Source organism: Alteromonas sp. MTD1, assembly GCF_042848195.1.
GTDB lineage: Bacteria > Pseudomonadota > Gammaproteobacteria > Enterobacterales > Alteromonadaceae > Alteromonas.
In genome coordinates, this window is record NZ_BTGG01000002.1 from 241,903 (window position 1) to 260,162 (window position 18,260).

Consider the following 18,260-nt stretch of genomic DNA (forward strand, 5'->3'; position numbering starts at 1 on the left):
ATCGGTGCCTGCTCTGCTTGTGCTCGGCTTGTGCTCTACAGCGCCTTAAACCCCAAAGGGCTATGCACTCTGTTCAGCAACCATAATTGTTTTAACATTAACGAATTCACGCATGCCGTAACCACCGTGTTCACGGCCATAACCACTGTCTTTAACACCACCAAAAGGTAGGTTAGGCTGAGCAAGGGAATAACCGTTAATGTTTACCATCCCCGTATCAAACTCGTTACGAGCTAAAGCAACAGCATTATCTACATTGTCGCTGAATATACCGCCACCCAAGCCGTAGCGTGAGTCATTCGCAATTTCCATTGCCTGCTTGTCGTCTTGTGCACGAATAAGCGAGGCAACGGGACCAAATAACTCATCGTCGTAGGCAGGCATACCTGGCGTTACGTTTTCAAGCACTGTAACTGGGTAGAAGTAACCCGCCGAGTCTGGGATTTCACCACCTAAGAGAAGCTCAGCGCCTTTTTCCATCGACGTTTTCACCTGTTCGTGCAGCTCGTCTCGTAAGTCTTCACGAGCCATAGGGCCAAGGTTCGTTTCGCTGCGCGTTGGGTCGCCCACTTTCAGCGCTTTGCACTTTTCAACAAACTTATCTCTAAAACTGCCGTACACGCTATCTTCAATAACGAAGCGTTTTGCCGCAACGCAGGTCTCACCATTATTAATAACGCGGCCTTGAATACACATGTCTACCGCGTTATCGATGTCAGCATCTGAAAGCACAACAAAGGCATCATTACTACCAAGCTCCATAACGGTTTTCTTCGACATACTGGCGGCTTCTTGTGCCACTTGCTTACCCACTTTGTCACTACCGGTAAACGTAACGCCGCGTACATATTTATGCTTTATCAAGTTGCTCGCCGTTTCACCATCAATAAGTAACGACTGGTAAACATTTTTAGGGAAACCTGCATCTTCAAATAATTGCTGAATAGCTACCGCCATGCCAAACACGTTTTGTGCATGCTTAAGTACGGTAGTATTGCCCGCCATAATATTAGATGCACTGTAACGAATAACTTGGTAAAGCGGGAAATTCCACGGCTGAATGCCAAGCACTACGCCAATAGGTTGATACGTAATAATGGCTCTGCCGCCTTCAAAAATTCGGTGCTCGTCTTCTAGCACGTCGGCACCATGTTGCGCGGTGTAGCGACAAATCTCAGCACACAGCTGCACCTCTTGCTTACCTTGCGCTAATACTTTGCCCATTTCACGGGTCATTAGCCCTGCTAAATCATCAATACGCGACTCCATGAGTGCTGCCAAGTTTTCAAACAGTTTGGCGCGTACTTCAAATGATGTACTTTTCCAAGTTAGAAATGCTTCTTGCGAACGCGACACTGCATGTTCAGCATCGGCTTCTGATAATAGATGATAGTGATCGATTTTTTCACCAGTTGCGGGGTTATAGGTATTGATGGCTTCGCTCATGGTCACACTCCTTTTCCTTTTGGTGCACGATAGGGTCGAGTAATCGTGCAACTAAAAAGCCAACGTGCTTAAAAATTAAAAACACATAAAAATCATATATTTAAATAAATTCTAAACAGTGTTAGATAATAAAAAGCGATGCGCTTCAAGAAAAGATTACTGAGATGGGAAAAGATTTCAGGGGCGAGCTTGATGCGCGCCCTTTGAGTAAAATAGTAGCAGTATTACGCGTACAACAGGCGAAGCATTAGTCGGTGTATAAATCTGGAAAGTGAAATTTGGCCATAGCCAAAGTTAGCGCCACTTCGTACACACTCTGGCGCGTAGCGTGGTTTAATGTAAGTAAACCAATAGCGCCTTCTTTTTGTTTTACGTTTTCCGTATCAAACAGTCTATCCATTACGGTACCTAACTCTTCACCTCGCTGCAGCGCTTGATAAACACTTACCGGCAGCGGCAAACTGGCGCTTCTACTTACTGACCAATGACCTTCATGGTAAATTGCCACGTAAGCAAAGGTGGCTGGGCCATCTTCCAATACGTCAACGCCACCTTCAATTGCGACGTACCATGCATCGGTTAACCCGCCTTGATGGTGTTCTAGCATTGCCTTAACGCGATTAATGGCACCAAGACGAGTTTCGTCTTCCGTCATTGGCTGGTCGGCCACACCGCTTGCTACCTTCAAACCTTGCGCTTCAAAGTCGTGCTCTAACGTATCCGACAGCGTATTTAACGCCGCGTTTATCTTCACTGGGTTTTTAGAGCCAACATAAATAATGTCTGAAACCACTAATTCATATCCTTTTGGTGTGCCAGTTCTTAGCCTAGTTTGTGTATACCTTTAGGGTTTAACTTCTTACGGTTAAGCGTTTAATGGATTAGCCTTAATATCATCTAGCACAAGGCGATAATCGCGAACAGCAGGGAATTCGGTAATATTTCGATTAGGCAATTTACTATCAGGGTTATCTACCGCGAGTAAATGCTTAATACCATACGTTTTTGCTGCATTAAGAATAGGTAATGAATCGTCCACAAATAAGGTGCGTGATGGCTCAAACTTCACTCGTGCCTGCAGCCTTTCCCAAAGCAGTTGAGATTCTTTTGTTACCCCAAACTCATGAGTAGATATCAAATTGTCTATATGATCATCTAGCTGGGTATGCTCAAGTTTCAGTGCTAAGCTATTTGGGTGAGCATTGGTCACCAATACCACTTCTCGACCCGATTCATGCAATGCTTGTAGAAACGGTATGGTGTCTTCACGCAGCTCTAAAAGGTGCGCCAATTCGCGCTTTAAAGGCATAAACTCACCTTCCAAATCCATTTCAAGCGATTCGGCCCAATAGTCTAGACAATACCACTGAATTTGACCGAAAACCGCCTCGTATCGCGCGGTCATTTCAGCTTGGCTCTGCGCTTCACTGATACCGCGAAGTTGCGCTAATCGCTTGGGTAAATGATGCAGCCAAAACTGATTGTCGTAGTGCAAATCTAACAGCGTGCCGTCCATATCGAGCAGCACAGTATCAATTTCATTCCAGGGCAGAAAGGGCAAGCGATTTTCCTTATAATGAAGTAAGCTAGATACAGATTATATGAAACATATGATAACAAAGTTGTAACGATAGCCATGCCAAAAATTGACCCGAACAAGCCGTTACCACACATTCATTCTCGTGAAATTGTTGCACAAAGCAAACTCTTTCGGGTGGAACGTCTAGACCTTGAGTTTTCTAACGGCGAAACGCGCGAATTCGAACGAATGGCGGGCGGAAGCCGTGGCGCTGTCATGATAGTGCCAATGCTAGACGATGACACCATGGTACTTATCCGCGAGTATGCGGCTGGTACGCACTCTTATCAGCTAGGCTTCCCCAAAGGACTTATCGACCCAGGTGAAAGTGCAATTGAAGCAGCAAACCGCGAACTTCAAGAAGAAGCAGGGTTTGGCGCCCACGAGCTTATTGAGCTTCACAACGTAAGCATGGCCCCTACGTTTTTTAATGCCAGCATGACTATAGTGCTGGCGCGTAACCTGTACCCACAAAAACTTGAAGGTGACGAACCCGAGCCACTTGAAGTAATCCACTGGCCTTTATCTGAAGCAGATGCTTTACTTTCAAGAGAAGACTTTGTTGAAGCACGCTGTATTGCCGCACTGTTTTTAGCTCAGAAGTGGTTTAAGGAACAATAAACAATGCCCGATGACGCCCATGCCAATCTACTAGAACTTGCAAAGACAATTGCTGTTGAAGCTGGTGAAGCTGTATTAGAAGTGTATGACAAAGGTGATTTTGACGCCTATCAAAAGGCCGATGAATCGCCCGTTACCAGCGCAGATTACCTTGCCAACGATATTATCAACAAGCGGTTAATGGCGGCCACGCCCGACATTCCTATTTTGTCTGAAGAAAATAAGCACGCAAGTTTAGAAGAACGCCAACATTGGTCTCGATACTGGCTAATAGATCCCATCGACGGCACTCAGGAATTTATAGCACGAAGCGGCGACTTTGCCGTTAATATTGCGCTTATCGAAAATAATGAACCCGTGATAGGGGTTATTTTTTGGCCACCAGGTCAGTCGCTTTATTATGCACAAAAAGGCAAGGGCGCTTACAAAGCTTCACCCGATGGCGACCATCAAATTAACGTGCGTAAACTGGACGACCCCAGTGAAGGCGTGGTGATGATAGCAATAAGCCGCCGCCAATCGCGCGAGAAAGTACTAAGCCGTATGAGCGCAAAGCGTGTTTATCATACGCTTCCCCTTGGTAGCTGCTCGTTGAAAGCTTGCTTTATTGCTGAAGGTAAAGCAGATGTCTTTATGCGCATCGGCATTACTGGTGAGTGGGATACAGGTGCGTCGCAATGCATAGTATCGGAAGCAGGGGGCAGCATTGCCGCAGCCAATTTTGAGCCACTGACGTACAATCAACGTCATTCATTGGAAAACCCTGACTTTGTAGTTATGGGCGACCAGCGTGTGCCGTGGGAAGATGTGGTGCAATACAATGATTTTGTAAACCCGCACACTGACTAAACCGTATTACCTATTATCGCATCGCGTTTTCTTTTGGCGATAGCACCCTATTTGAACAAGGAGTAATTTTATGATGGCAAAGCGTATACGTACGTTATCTTCTGCCTTGGTTGCATGCGGTCTTGCCTTTCCAGCTACCGCAGACTGGACAATGGACACCGAGACCAGCGTGTTGCACTTCCTTTCAACAAAAAATGCGCAGGTAACTGAAGTACACAAATTTGATGATTTCGACGGCAGTTTGTCAGACGCTGGGAAGCTAATGGTAAATGTCGACCTTTCATCGGTAAACACAGCCATTGATATACGCAATAAGCGCATGCAGGAAATGCTGTTTCAAGTAACCAAGTACGCGCAAGCAACGTTTGAAGCCGACTTGCCAGAGAACATGATGAACCTAAAAGATGGTGAAGTGATGAACGGTAAAGTAGATGGCATTCTTACGCTACACGGGAAAGCTGTTCCAACGTCTTTTTCTATTAAAGCAAGCAGAGTAAGTGAAGACATACTAACAGTATCAACCACTGCGCCAACGCTAATTAAAGCAGAGTCTTTCGGCTTGGCAGGCGGTGTAAGCGCACTTCAAAAAATTGCAGGTCTTAAAAGTATTACCACCACTGTACCCGTTACATTCTCGGTAACGTTTAATCAGTGATGCCGCAATTACTAAAAGAGCGCCGCTAAAACGGCAGTTCAAAGCCAATAAAAAAACCGCACATAACAGTGCGGTTTTTTTATGTTAACCCATCATGGTTTTTCCTAAAGCCACTTGGTTACTCATAGTTACTTACTCATAGTGCGTTAAACATTGCTCACTAAAGCAGGGCGCATAGGTAAAGGCTTTTCATGAAGCGCTTGCTCCGGCATAGCAACCCAAAGGCTTTCTGGCAGTGCTGGTACCTCAGGCTTGTGCTGCGAAATAGCAAAGAACGACATTGCTACCCGTAAGCGCTTTAACGCTGTGCATTCACTAACTTCTTGGTCGACAATGAATATTCCCATTTTGCGCATAGCAATACCCAGTTCACTGCTGCTCGAGAAGTGAATAACAGGGGCGGCAAGTACCATTCCTATCAACACAGGTAGCAGCCACATAAATAGCGAAGGTGTAAAATAGAATGTCGTTACACCCCATGCTACCGCTAGACAGCTCATCAGCTGCGTGTGCTTAATTGCTATCTTCCATGGTACTTTTCTGCCTTCGCGCTCCTGCGCTTCCCATTTAACCGAATGGCCTACGAATACACTTAAAACAAAAAAGCTGTGATAGAACATCATCAAAGGGGCAATAAGTACAGCCATGGCTAGCTCTACCGCAGCACCTTTTAATAGCGACCACGCGCCACCAAACTGCTCACGACGTTGAATAAGCGCAAGCACAATACCCAAAAGCTTAGGTAAGAAAAGCAGTGCTGCCGTACCCCACATGGTAACCATCATCATGTCTTGTCGTGCCACCTGCCAGCTTGGAAACAGCTGATATTCAGAGACGAAGAATTCAGGCACTGACGTTGCTCTAATCAGTGCATCAGCAGTGCCCAATGCCAACATACAAAATAAGATTAGCGATGAAATATAGGCAAAAGCGCCAAATAGAAAATGCAGGCGATTTGCCATTTTAAGGCCTTTCACATTTAGCAAACCTAGATGTTGAATATTGCCCTGCACCCATCTGCGATCGCGAATGGCGTAATCAACAATGTTGCTAGGTACTTCTTCGTAACTTCCCGTGGTATCTGTTAGCAAATAGGCTTGCCATCCTGCACGGCGAAGCAGCGCGGCCTCAACAAAATCGTGACTTAAAATTTCACCACCAAAAGGCGCACGACCTTCAAGGGTAGGTAAACCACAGTGTTGCATAAAGGGCGTTATGCGAATAATGGCGTTGTGCCCCCAGTAGTTGGCGCTATCGGTTTGCCAAAACGACAAACCCGTTGCCAGCATAGGGCTGTATAAGTGCGCTGCAAACTGTACAAAGCGACCGAAGAAGGTGTCTTGGCGCACTGGCATAGGAATAGTTTGAACAAGAGCAGTGTCAGGGTTTTGCTCTATTCGACGCGCAAGGTCAACCATGCGGGTTTTACTCATGATGCTGTCGGCATCAAGTACAATCATAGCTTCGTAGTTGCCACCCCAGCGCTCACAAAATTCTTTAAGGTTACCTACTTTTCTGTGAAGGTTTTGCTCACGGCGGCGATAGAACACCTGCGATGCATAGCTACCTAAGCGCTTTTGTAGTCTAGAAAAAGCGCGTAGCTCTGCATCTGCTTTTTGTAAGTCTCGCGTATCGCTTAACATGTAAAAATCGAAATTCGCCGCCGACTCACTGCCCATAAGCTCACGAACGCACGCCTCAAAGCCCACCATAATGCGCTTGGTATCTTCATTGTAAACTGGCATTACCACAGCATGACGCGCTTTCAACGCTATATTCTCGCTAGGCGCTTTCTGCTTTTTACTAAGGCTTAACGGGTCGATATGAAACAGCTGTAAAACAAACCCAATTATGCCAGTCCAAAATGCCATACACAGCCATGCAAAAAGGGTTAAACCAAGGCCTAATTGCGCCATCTCTAGGCCTGTCAGGCCGTTTGGAAGAAATATTTCGTACAAACTCCAGCCTGCCAATGCAGTACTGGGAATAACTAACATTGCCATAATAAACAAACGCATAGATGATCCTTTAACTATTAACTGCCACGCTGAATTGTGTTCATAACTTGATACAGCTTGTGCTGCGTTTTGCTGATTTTTATTGAAGCGGTTGGTAAACATAATTCCAGACCTCACTAATGCGTTTACCGTCCTGCTCAATATAGGCGCGCATATCTACGGTTTGTTTTTCTTTAGGCTGTACAAAGAACGTAGCGCGCCACTCTTTCCCATCAGCAACAGCATAAAGTCGTTGCTGTGAAATGGTGCCGTTTGCGCCCTGCACCACTAACTTCATTGCCTCAGCATCACATTCAGTGCCCTCTGGCGCGGTAAAATCAATGCTGAACTGGCGTGTTTTGCTTAAGCGCTCATCTTTAAATTCATCGCCGGGCAGCACCGCTTTTCCCTGACGAGTACGCACTACGCTTGCCAACTCACTTGTGAAAGGATTTTGCTCAACGGTACTTAGCGTATATGCAAAGTAGCGAGAATCACCTGCGTTAAAAGGCTGAACGGGTGTCCAAAACGCTACAATGTTGTCGTGTATTTCAGACTTTGTTGGAATTTCAACTACCTCTAAACGGCCTTTATCAAAACCTTGAGATGGCGTAACCCACAGCCCTGGACGAAGGTGATAGTTGGCTTCTGCATCTAAATAGTTGCCCCATTCACCGTCACGCTGAAGCATGCCAAAGCCTTTAGGCGAGGTATCACTTAGCGATGTTATCTGTAACCGTGCTGGATTAGTGATAGGGCGCCAGATTTGCTCATCGGCGTGAGTCACCATTAGTACACCGTCACTGTCATGTACTTCAGGGCGATAGTCGTCATGGCGTTTTTCTGAGTTTTCACCATACAAAAACATACTGGTAAACGGTGCTATACCAAGCTTTTGTACGTCTTCACGGGCAAACAGCCAGCTTTGAACCTCAACCTTAGTATTTAATCCTGGCTGAATTATGAATTTGTAGGCACCCGATACAGACGGGCTCTCAAGACGCGCATAAACGGTAATCGGCTGACCTTCTTTAGGCTCGACTATCCAAAACTCAGTAAAGTGGGGAAACTCTTCGCCTTTTGCTAACGCAGTATCAATAGCAAGACCGCGTGCAGAAATGCCATACACCTGATTTTTACCCACTAAACGAAAGTAAGAAGCGCCGAGAAAGACCGCGAACTCATCTTTGTACTGTGCGTTCTTAATCGGGTAATGTAGGCGGAAACCGGCGAAACCCGATTTAGTGTCAGTAAGGTCGGCCAACGCCTTTGAAGTGCCGTCATAACTGAACATTGTTTTATCAAACGGTAATCGAACCGGCGCATTATCGCTGCCAATGGTATGAATGGTTACGGGGTGCTCATAAAGGAAACCTGGGTGAAAAAACTGCACTTCATAGTCGTTCTCGTCGCGCCAAAGACTTTCTTCACTTTTAAAACGGATAGAACGATACGTTGTATATTCCATCTCTTTTAGCGCCGAATTTAGGCCATGATCGTCCTGCTCATAGCTTTGTGTTGCAGATGCGCGCGCAGCATCAATAACTGATTGAAGTACTGGTGACGCACTTTGAGGCTGATTTTTGTCATTTACCTCTTCTGCCGAAACGGCTTGAAGTGCCATCAAGAAAATACTTATGAATAGCATGGCCACGCCAGATTTGGCGCCAGCGGTAATCTTTTTACTTATGGAAAATAAGTTTAACTTGCCCATTCATCCTCTCCTTATGAAAAGAACGCTAAACAAAGAAGGCCATAGCCAGAAGCAAATGAATTAGTTTAAAAGCGCTCTATTCCTTGCTAACCCATTTGTGTAATGCAGATTTAAAAGTGAAATGAAGCCTGCACACCATTTGAATAACGTTCGCGTTGTCATTAGCTAGTGAGCAAAAGGTGTTCCAACACGCTGCCAAGCCATGCGATTAATGAAAAAAACCATTTATTTCATGAACATAAAAAAGGGTGTGTAAGTTAAATTTTGTGCTTCCCGCGCTTTTTAGCTGGTCAGATTTTATAGACTAAAGAACAAGTGTTGTTTTTTAGAGACAGTTATTCTGTTTTTATCCATCACCGGCGTTTGAATTACATTGATGGAAAGTAAGCACAGCAAAAAACAAAACGAAAATAACCATTAATATCAGTGCGTTAAACAAACAAAAGGCGAAACCAATAGCCAGATAACGCAATGTTGGCAAACGCTTTGCAAACACTCCAACACACGAAAACATGGCTCATGTATTTGAAAGGTCAACATGAATACAGAAAACAGAAATGAGCTTTTGTGAAAATTAAGGAGTAATCACATGCGCAAAACACTTACACTTCTCGCACTAGTTTCAGCTTCAGTACTTCCATTAAGTGCAATGGCAGACAAGCCAGACTGGCGTTATGTTGAAGGTGGCTACACAAAAATGGATTTCGATAACAACGAATCGTTCGAGCCAGACGGCCTTACTGTTAACGGTAAATACTTACTAAATAGCAATTGGTACTTGAACGGTGAATACAGCTTCTTCGAAGAAGGCAGTTTCGATTTCGACATGCTTACGCTAGGCGCAGGCTACAGACTTCCAATAAACACCACTACTGACGCGTACTTCGGCGCCAACCTTGAGCGTATAGATGGCGACGTTTCAGATGAAACAGGTTACAGCATAAATGCCGGCCTTCGCTCTATGATAACCGAGCAAGTAGAACTTGCAGGTGAGATTGGATACTACGACGTAGATGACGGTGAAGCGACGTTCAAAGTGGGTGCTAATTATTACATTACATCGCAGTGGGCAGTCGGCGCTAACTATAAAGTTATTGATGAGTTAGACATTATGCAGGTAACTGCACGCTACGCTTTTTAAGCCTTCCTCTCCTCAGGTAGGTGGCCGGGTTGCTCGACCCGGCTTTTTTGATCCTGTTTTGTGTCTTAGCGCCAATCAATAACCGTCATTGTCTTCGCTTTCCACATCGCTAGGCTGAATGTCTTCTTTGCGCTTAATATCAACGCTTTCATGAAGCTCAGAATAAACCACAACAGCGTCTCCGCTTTTTAGTTTTTCTAATACCTGCTGCACCTTTACATCAAGCTCTACTTCTTGCTCGCCGTAGTCAGTACCTTCTCGCAATACAAACGCTTCGGCTAAACTGTACAGCGTATCGGGTTCTAGTGCGTCAACGGGAATAATCATTTATGTCTCCTGTAAGCACCCCATAAAGGTGTGCTGCTGCAGTTAGGATTTGTAATAAGAGATTGTAATAGCGGCTTATTTAAAAGCTTTGGTTTAGAGGTGAAAGTTGCTCTGCTATTTTTTGTAGCTATTTGTAGCTACATGTACTGTTTACGGGTAATACGTCGGTTACAAAACGCTTCACGCGCTCGTGCAGCCATACTTTAGGGTTGAGTATAGACCCCTGCATAAAACCAACGTGACCGCCTCTTTCACTTAATTCAACCGTTACATTGCGCGCCAGCTCTTCTTCTTTTGGCACAATAAGGTGGTTCATAAACGGGTCGTCGATACTGTGTAACACTAACGTTGGGCAGTGAATAGCGCTTAAAAAATGGTAGGCGCTACACTTTTCATAATAATCTTCTGCATCAGCAAAACCGTGAAGGGGTGCCGTTACCTTCTCGTCAAACTGCATAAAGCTTTTTATACCGTCTACATCTGCTTTCGTTAGCTGAATGAGCTTGCGATAGTCGATGTATTCCATTTTTTTACGCAACGTATCTTTCATACTCGTTAATAAGTACTTCTGGTATACCCGTGAAAAACCTTGGTTAATTGATTTAGCACATTCAGACAGCTTAAGGGGTGATGAAATAGCAACGGCAGCTTTAAGCCATTTTTGAGCAGGGTTTTCACCTAACAACTTCAACAACATATTCCCACCTAGCGAAAAACCAATAGCCACTTTGGGAATACTTGGAAACTTGTCGTGTAGCCAATCGAGGAAAAAACTAGGATCTTCAGTTTCACCGCTATGATAGGCGCGAGCTTTTAGGTTTGGCACACCGCTGCAGCCACGAAAATGCATCATCACAACCTGCCAACCATTAACAGAAAGCTGTGCCATCATGTCGTTAGCATAGTGCGATTTCATACTGCCTTCTAACCCATGAAACATCACTACAATACCCGATGTTTCCTGCGGTTTTGGGCCCCACGCAACATCTACAAAGTCATCATCAGGCAACGTTAATCGTTCCACGTCATAAGACAAAGGTAAACGCTTTTGAATGAAGCGCGGCCATATCGTTTGTACATGCCTATTCTTGGCCCACCCTGGCACTTTAAAACTGCTTTTTATAATTTTTCCATGCGATAGCGCTGATTTACTCATGTAACTTCTTTTGCGTTCTTGTTATTTAGATAATTGATTGACTAAAAGGCTTACCAAATGACGAGCCTCTTGGCTATCTCTTAGGTTATAGGCGTTTATAAGCGCAGCTATAGAAGCGTTAAACACATTTGCGCCCAATGCAGCGTTACCTGGAATAGTAGCAACCACCTGCTCGTTAAAGGCCAGCATCATGGTTTCTTGCTGCTGTCGTTCAAGCGCTAATTCTTCTTTTTTCAATGTCTCGTAAACATCAGCACTACCACCTTTATCTGGATGTGCCGCTTTGCGAGAAGCACGATGTAACTTAAGCGTGGCTTCGCTAGGCTCGCACGCCTTTATTACGGCGTTTAACTGCGAAAGATTAATGATGACGTTGTTTTGTAAACACCAACATACCAGCAAAAGCACATTAACGTTTACCTTGTGGTTGTCTTGAAGCATTAGCGCGATGGGCGCTATATCGCCGGTTGCATACAAGCTAACGCTGTATTGCCAAAACGTTTTGCTGCTTAAACTAGGCGTTGGCATTGTTGTAAGTGTCCCTTGCGCGCTCTATTTCTTCCTGTGCATCAAGCCAGGCCATTTCTTCTTCCTCAAGCTGCTGCTTAAGGTTGGTTTGTTTATCAAGCAGCTGCATAAGCTCTGCTTTTTTGTCATCGCTATATAAACTGGTATCAGCTAACGCTGTTTCTACTTCACTTAGCGCCAAGCTTGCCTTTTCCATCGCTTTTTCATGTTTTTCGATGGCCTTCTTAAAAGGTGCTATTTGCTGCCTAAATTCGGCTTCACGACGCTTTTCTTCTTTACGGTCAATTTTGCGTTCTGGCTTAGAATTTTCGTCATTTTGCTGCGCTTTAGCCTCTTCATTCGCTCTCGCTTTTTCAGCAGCCTGCTGTTTTAAAATCCAGTCTCGATAGTCATCTAAGTCACCTTTGAAAGGTTCAACGGAGCCGCTATCTACTAAATAAAAGTCTTCACATACAGATGTTAATAAGAAGCGATCGTGCGATACCAATACCATCGCCCCCTCAAAACCTTGCAGCGCAATGTTTAATGCATGACGCATTTCTAAATCTAAATGGTTAGTCGGTTCATCTAACAGCAACAAATTAGGCTTTTGGTAGACAATAAGCGCCAGCACTAAGCGCGCTTTTTCTCCGCCCGACATAGGCGCCACCGGCGAGAGCGCTTCATCACCATTAAAACCAAAGCCACCCAGATAATCGCGAAGCTGTTGCTCTGTGGCTTTTTCATCTATGCGCTGTAAATGTAGTAGAGGCGTTGCATTCGCATCTAAGGTTTCTAATTGATGCTGCGCAAAATAACCAATTTTCAGGCCTTTGGCCGTATTAAACACCCCTTGCTTTGGTGCATGTACACCTGCCAATAGTTTAATAAGGGTCGACTTACCTTGCCCGTTTCTGCCAAGCAAACCAATTCGACTGCCAGGTACTAAATTTAGCTTAACTTGCTGCAGTACTATGTGTTCATCGTAACCTAGCTGCACTTTTTCCATTTGCACTAACGGGTTTGGCAACGCCGATGGCTCTGCAAAAGAAAAACTAAATGGGCTAGCCATATGCGCTGGAAGCAGCGTTTCCATTTTTTCTAATTGCTTGATACGACTTTGCGCCTGCTTCGCTTTACTGGCTTTGGCTTTAAAGCGCGTAATAAACGAATTTAGGTGCGCCACTTTTTGCTGCTGCTTTTCATATTCTATGTTTTGCAGGCGAATACGCTCAGCACGCTGAGTTTCATAGGCAGAATAATTGCCTGTGTAGGTCATCAACTTTTGTTGTTCTACGCTAATAATTTGCGCCACCGTATTATCGATAAAGGCTTTATCGTGCGATATAAGCAGCAAGGTTCCCGCATAACGTTGAAGCCACTTTTCTAACCAAATAACGGCGTCTAAATCGAGGTGGTTAGTGGGTTCATCAAGTAACAACAGGTCAGAAGGACATAGCAGTGCCTGCGCAAGGTTCAATCGCATACGCCAGCCACCAGAAAAATCTGTCACGGGGGCAGAAAGCTGAGTATTGGTAAAACCTAGTCCAGAGAGGATAGTGGCGGCACGAGATTCAACATCATAGGCGCCAGCTTGCTCTAGTTGCCCGTGCAGCTGGCCTATTTTAACGCCATCTTCTTGTTGCTCGGCAATGGCAAGCGACGCTTGTAGTGTGCGCAAGTGTTTATCACCATCAATGACGTAGTCGATAGCGGTGCGATCAGACGCTGGTGTTTCTTGTGCAACGCTTACAATGCGCCAGTCACTAGGTACACTGCAGTCACCTGCATCTACGCTAAGTTCGCTGCGAAGTAACGCAAAAAGACTCGACTTTCCGCAACCATTGCTTCCAATTAACGCCACTTTATGACCAGGAAATACCTGTGCAGAGGCCTCTTCAAGTAGCACTTTTCTGCCTCGCAGCAGCGAAATATTAGAAAGCTTTATCATGGGTTACCTGTGGTGAAACAACGTAAATAGTGATTTTTGCGGCGATGGATTATACCAAAAACTTAAGGTAAAAGCTGATCATTACGAGGCTTTTAACGGTATAATACCAGCGAAATATAACCAAGGTGTAAGTATGTCGAAAAGAGTTAGACGCCGCTTTGTTGCTGGTGCAACCTGCCCTAAATGCCAAGAGCAAGATACTATTTCATTGTATTATGAAAACAATGTTGAAAAGCTTGAGTGCGTGGCGTGTGGCTACAATGAAGCGCAGACCGATGAAAAAGTAAGCGCGGCAACACGAGAAAACGAAAACGTTATCGGGATTTTCAAGCCGCATTAAACTCCACATCATCGCTCTTTAACACCGTTCTGTAGCTCAACACTGTTTATCATACAGTGTGTTGAATGTCAGTTGTTCAACGCTGAACAGCGTTATCCTGCAAAGAAGCAGCAATAAAGAAAGATGGATAAGACAGATTAAAAAGCTAGCTAGCCTGAGGCGTTGAACGGTATAAATGCAGTAACTGATAGAGCGCTTTCAAATCTACTGGTTTACCAATATGTGTAGTAAAGCCTGCATCTAGGTATTGTGCAACATCTTCACTCATCACATTTGCCGTTAGCGCTATAACGGGTATATCACGATTTGAATCTCGTATGTGTTTCTGTGCCTCAAGACCGTCCATCACCGGCATTTGAATGTCCATAAAAATCAAATCTACTTGGTTTTGTTGTACATAGTCTACCGCTTGCTTTCCATTTTCCACCATAGTCAGGTCCGCGCCTGTAGGCGTTAGCATCGACTCAATAACCATTTGATTAATACTGTTGTCCTCTGCTACTAGAATTTTCATACCTTGTAGGTTGGGCATTGAATCTTCTGTTATATCAGCGCTTTCTTGTTTCACTGCTGCCCGTGATAGCGGAAGCTCTAGCGTGATAGTGGTGCCTTTTCCTTCTTCACTTTCAAGGTGCATGCACCCGTCCATTAGCTTAACTAAGCTTAGCGAAATAGCCATACCTAGCCCTGTACCACCATATAAGCGTGTAGTGGACGAATCAGCTTGTGAAAATCGCTCAAACACTCTCGCCTGAACTTCTTCACTCATGCCTATCCCAGTATCAATTATCTGACAATACAGTACGTCTTGAACATTGCGCTCAATGCTATTTAGCTTAACGGTAACGGTGCCTTCTTTGGTAAATTTGACTGCGTTCGACGTTAAATTTAGCAATATTTGCTTTACGCGCACGCTGTCTCCGCACCAACCATCAACGAATTCGGGCGCAACCTCAATAGTGAAATCAATTCCCTTTTGATTAACTAAATCTTCAAGCTCGTATTTAACCGTATCTAGCGTATCTAACGCTGAAAAGGGGGCATATTCCAACATGAGCTTTTCAGACTCGATTTTCGAGTAGTCAAGAATATCGTTAATAATGGTAATAAGCCCTTTTGCAGAAAAAGTCGCGTTTTCAACAACCGGCCTCAGTGATGCCTCAACCGTACTATTAGCAAGGAGTTGCAAAGCGCCTAAAATGGCGTTCATCGGCGTTCTTATTTCATGGCTCATATTGGCTAGAAAGGCGCTTTTCGCTCTGGTTGCCGCTTCTGCATTACTCTTTTCCTGCTTAAGCACCGCCATGGTGTTTACCTTGTCGGTAATATCGTAATTCACACCTATCATTTTTATCGACTTACCCGATGCGTCTTTCTGTACTAATGCATTTGCTTTGATATGCTTAACTATGCCCTCGCTGGTCAGTATGCGAAACTGAGTATCGTAGCTACCAGTTTTCTTTATAGCAGTAATAAGCAAATCCTTGGCGTGATCTATATCGTCAGGATGAACCGATGTTTCCCAAGCCTCGAATGCACCACTAAATTTATCTTTAGGCACATCGTAAAGCGAATACATCCAATCGTCCCAATACAGGCTGTCGTTGATGAGATCCCATTCCCATACGCCCATACCCGTAGAGCTGTTGGCAATTTGTATTCTTAATGAGTTCGAGACCGCTTCTTCTCGAGCTGCACGAAGCTCATTTTCTACATTTTTCTGTTTCGTAATATCTTGAAAAACACCAAAAAGCCGTATGCACTCACCATCAGAAAAATACGGTTTACCCTGCGCTCTCACCCACTTTTCTCTACCTGTAGCGGTGATAATTTGTAGCTCGAGATCCCATGGCGTACCGTTTTCAATGCCAGCAGTTACAGCCGCAGTTATTTGGTCACGGCTTTCTCCTTCTTTGTAGAAATGAATACCGGTTTCTATATTTGGTACGAAGTTGTCAGGCACTTCATGAATGGCTTTGGTTTGCTTACTCCACACGACTTCTTGAGTTTTAAGGTCAACTTCCCAAGTACCTATGTTGGCGGTTTTTTCTAGTTCAGCAAGCAGCATTGCCTGCTGCTGATAGGCGATTTTCTGCTCTCGCTCCTGTTTTAAATTTTCAGCCTCTTGCGCTTTTAACGCTGTAACGTCGGTATGCGCACCAATCATTCGAATAGGCTTACCAGTGGTGTCTCGAATGGCCATGCCCCTGCATCGTACCCATACGGTATGGCCTTTTTTATGGCGGTATCTTACAAACTGATCGTAGGGGTGCGCTGGATTGGCGCAGTGCTTTTCAAAGTTATCAAAGGCGGTAGCAAGGTCTTCCTCGAAAATAATATCTTTCCATTCAGACGCCAGATGTTTCTTTTCAGCAGGATCGTAGCCAAGCGTTTTCCAAAATGACGGGCTCATCCACTCGTGTTCTGGGTTTTCTAAATCCCAAAACCACAGCCCGTCTAAAGAAGAACGTTCTATGAAATCGAATATTTTTGGGTCGGTTTGAAACAGCGCCTTGAGCTCTTGAAACAACGGGTGCTGTTCGTCTGCATGTTTTGTCGACAAAGGTGCGGCCTCGAACTGCTAGTTATTTAAATCTAGCAGTGGCTCTAACTACTCGCAACAAAATGCCTTAATTACATTAGTTACCACTAATTAATAGTGAGGAGGCGGGGTTTCTTCAGACTGTTTAGCAATATTAGAGGGCTCAATTGACTTAACGCGGTCAATGACGTGACGAACCTTGAACGACAAATCATCCAACTGTTTCTGCTGCGATGACAATGCATCGTTGAGTGCTTCAATGGTATGTTCTTGAAACGCAACTTTTGTTTGCAGCTCTTCAATAAGCGCATGTGCACTTTCAAGCTGCTGTTCCATTTCACTGCTACTTTTGGTCGTCATGTTACCTCTCTCGTTGCCATACTTCGGCAAGACCACTACTGCTAACAGACACTATATTACCATTTGGCATAAAGGCAACGCCATAAACAACTGCCGTAGGGGGAGAGATAGATTCGCGCGATGCAACTTGAATTGCCTGTGTTTGCTGGCCCGTTTGCAAGTCCCATACGTAAACCTTTCGCGATGGAGACCCGGTGACTAGGTGTGTACCGTCTTTAGAAAACTCCACATCGGTGAATATTTTCTGTCTTGATGCAAAATCAAGCGCGATTACCGGTTGACCCGTTTGAACATTCCATATTTGCGATTTACTTTTGCTATCGGCGGTAAATGCGAAGCGCCCTTGATCATCAAGCGCTACTTTGGTTACCCGCGTAGGGTGGGTAAATGTATGAATTATTTGCCCTGTCTCAGTGCTCCACAAATAAGCGATATAATCATTGCCGCCGGTTAACGCGAACTTACCATTAGGTGAAATATCGATGCTGTTCACTTTTTCAGTGTGACCTAAAAACTCTAACCGTCTTGATGTTCTTGGCTCGAAATACATTACCTTGCCGCTAGAGCGCGCCACCAAAATACCGTTACCTCCGTTAGTCACTGCTACATCGCGAATAGATGACTCATCGATGCGCCAAAAGCCTTCTGGTTCACCGGTGTCAATACTCCACAGGGCAAACGCTTCACGATCGGCTGTCACCACGTAGCGTTTATCAGCGCTAATATGAACAGACATAACAGTGTTATTACCTTCACCCTGATGCCCCCAGCTGAATAGCGGTGTATCCTCGCCAATACGCCAAACGTTTATACCGTTATTCACTCCAGACACCACGGCCAGCGAGCCGTCAGAAGAAATATCAGATGCGTATGCGCCTTCTTCTACATGACGCCACTGTTGTATTGGCGTAGTATCAGGTACGGTACATCCTGCAGATCCACCGATAAGTACGATGAGTAACAATATTCTAAGGAACGTTTGGGCTCTAAACATAATCAAATGGGTTTCGCTTTGTTAACGCTAGGTTTAACATAGCACGGATCACGCATCTTTAACTATCGTGCAACACTGCCT

At 44.8% G+C, this 18,260-nt stretch carries 17 protein-coding genes; 5 read left to right on the forward strand and 12 right to left on the reverse strand.

Going from position 1 to position 18,260, the window contains the following annotated elements:
• Positions 1 to 60 precede the first annotated feature (60 nt).
• The 3 genes from ACGHAV_RS03730 to yrfG form a co-directional block, all read right to left on the reverse strand.
• On the reverse strand, positions 61 to 1,446 hold the full coding sequence (locus tag ACGHAV_RS03730; protein ID WP_390376613.1) for an NAD-dependent succinate-semialdehyde dehydrogenase: 1,386 nt from the start codon (positions 1,444 to 1,446) through the stop codon (positions 61 to 63).
• 247 nt (positions 1,447 to 1,693) lie between these two features.
• Entirely contained in the window at positions 1,694 to 2,239 is a 546-nt protein-coding gene (gene yjjX, locus ACGHAV_RS03735; RefSeq protein ID WP_390376616.1) for an inosine/xanthosine triphosphatase, read from the reverse strand.
• Positions 2,240 to 2,311: 72 nt separating this feature from the next.
• On the reverse strand, positions 2,312 to 3,007 hold the full coding sequence (gene yrfG, locus ACGHAV_RS03740; protein ID WP_390376619.1) for a GMP/IMP nucleotidase: 696 nt from the start codon (positions 3,005 to 3,007) through the stop codon (positions 2,312 to 2,314).
• Between the two features lie 75 nt (positions 3,008 to 3,082).
• On the opposite strand from yrfG, the gene nudE reads away from it, so the two are divergent.
• From nudE to ACGHAV_RS03755, 3 genes are all read left to right on the forward strand, one after another.
• Positions 3,083 to 3,646 carry an ADP compounds hydrolase NudE gene (gene nudE / locus ACGHAV_RS03745; RefSeq protein WP_334014019.1) on the forward strand — a complete coding sequence of 188 codons (564 nt, stop codon included), beginning with the start codon at positions 3,083 to 3,085 and terminating at the stop codon, positions 3,644 to 3,646.
• Between the two features lie 3 nt (positions 3,647 to 3,649).
• A complete protein-coding gene (gene cysQ, locus ACGHAV_RS03750; RefSeq protein ID WP_390376622.1) occupies positions 3,650 to 4,495 on the forward strand; it encodes a 3'(2'),5'-bisphosphate nucleotidase CysQ in 846 nt (281 codons plus the stop codon).
• Positions 4,496 to 4,565: 70 nt separating this feature from the next.
• On the forward strand, positions 4,566 to 5,150 hold the full coding sequence (locus tag ACGHAV_RS03755; protein WP_390376625.1) for a YceI family protein: 585 nt from the start codon (positions 4,566 to 4,568) through the stop codon (positions 5,148 to 5,150).
• A gap of 146 nt (positions 5,151 to 5,296) precedes the next feature.
• Here ACGHAV_RS03755 and mdoH read toward each other — a convergent pair whose 3' ends face one another.
• Positions 5,297 to 7,270, reverse strand: coding sequence for a glucans biosynthesis glucosyltransferase MdoH (gene mdoH / locus ACGHAV_RS03760; RefSeq protein ID WP_390376628.1), 1,974 nt, complete (start codon positions 7,268 to 7,270; stop codon positions 5,297 to 5,299).
• The gene (locus ACGHAV_RS03765; protein ID WP_390376631.1) at positions 7,248 to 8,861 is read right to left on the reverse strand and encodes a glucan biosynthesis protein; all 1,614 of its coding nucleotides are present in this window, start codon (positions 8,859 to 8,861) and stop codon (positions 7,248 to 7,250) included. The genes mdoH and ACGHAV_RS03765 overlap by 23 nt, the downstream gene beginning before the upstream one ends.
• Before the next feature lie 589 nt (positions 8,862 to 9,450).
• On the opposite strand from ACGHAV_RS03765, the gene ACGHAV_RS03770 reads away from it, so the two are divergent.
• The gene (locus ACGHAV_RS03770) at positions 9,451 to 10,002 is read left to right on the forward strand and encodes an outer membrane beta-barrel protein (RefSeq protein ID WP_390376634.1); all 552 of its coding nucleotides are present in this window, start codon (positions 9,451 to 9,453) and stop codon (positions 10,000 to 10,002) included.
• Positions 10,003 to 10,077: 75 nt separating this feature from the next.
• On the opposite strand, the gene ACGHAV_RS03775 is transcribed toward ACGHAV_RS03770, so the two are convergent.
• From ACGHAV_RS03775 to ACGHAV_RS03790, 4 genes are all read right to left on the reverse strand, one after another.
• On the reverse strand, positions 10,078 to 10,329 hold the full coding sequence (locus ACGHAV_RS03775; RefSeq protein WP_390376637.1) for a YheU family protein: 252 nt from the start codon (positions 10,327 to 10,329) through the stop codon (positions 10,078 to 10,080).
• Between the two features lie 127 nt (positions 10,330 to 10,456).
• Entirely contained in the window at positions 10,457 to 11,485 is a 1,029-nt protein-coding gene (locus ACGHAV_RS03780; protein ID WP_390376640.1) for a hydrolase, read from the reverse strand.
• A gap of 21 nt (positions 11,486 to 11,506) precedes the next feature.
• Positions 11,507 to 12,013, reverse strand: coding sequence for a TIGR02444 family protein (locus ACGHAV_RS03785; protein WP_390376643.1), 507 nt, complete (start codon positions 12,011 to 12,013; stop codon positions 11,507 to 11,509).
• A complete protein-coding gene (locus ACGHAV_RS03790) occupies positions 12,000 to 13,943 on the reverse strand; it encodes an ATP-binding cassette domain-containing protein (protein WP_390376646.1) in 1,944 nt (647 codons plus the stop codon). The genes ACGHAV_RS03785 and ACGHAV_RS03790 overlap by 14 nt, the downstream gene beginning before the upstream one ends.
• Before the next feature lie 133 nt (positions 13,944 to 14,076).
• Between ACGHAV_RS03790 and ACGHAV_RS03795 the strand changes: the two genes are divergently transcribed.
• Positions 14,077 to 14,283, forward strand: coding sequence for a YheV family putative zinc ribbon protein (locus tag ACGHAV_RS03795; RefSeq protein ID WP_334014028.1), 207 nt, complete (start codon positions 14,077 to 14,079; stop codon positions 14,281 to 14,283).
• A gap of 145 nt (positions 14,284 to 14,428) precedes the next feature.
• Here ACGHAV_RS03795 and ACGHAV_RS03800 read toward each other — a convergent pair whose 3' ends face one another.
• The 3 genes from ACGHAV_RS03800 to ACGHAV_RS03810 all read right to left on the reverse strand — a co-directional run bounded on the left by ACGHAV_RS03800 (position 14,429) and on the right by ACGHAV_RS03810 (position 18,179).
• Positions 14,429 to 16,846 carry a PAS domain-containing protein gene (locus tag ACGHAV_RS03800; RefSeq protein WP_390376649.1) on the reverse strand — a complete coding sequence of 806 codons (2,418 nt, stop codon included), beginning with the start codon at positions 16,844 to 16,846 and terminating at the stop codon, positions 14,429 to 14,431.
• 90 nt (positions 16,847 to 16,936) lie between these two features.
• Positions 16,937 to 17,185 carry a SlyX family protein gene (locus tag ACGHAV_RS03805; RefSeq protein WP_334014030.1) on the reverse strand — a complete coding sequence of 83 codons (249 nt, stop codon included), beginning with the start codon at positions 17,183 to 17,185 and terminating at the stop codon, positions 16,937 to 16,939.
• Position 17,186: 1 nt separating this feature from the next.
• On the reverse strand, positions 17,187 to 18,179 hold the full coding sequence (locus tag ACGHAV_RS03810; protein WP_390376652.1) for a WD40 repeat domain-containing protein: 993 nt from the start codon (positions 18,177 to 18,179) through the stop codon (positions 17,187 to 17,189).
• Positions 18,180 to 18,260 lie beyond the last annotated feature (81 nt).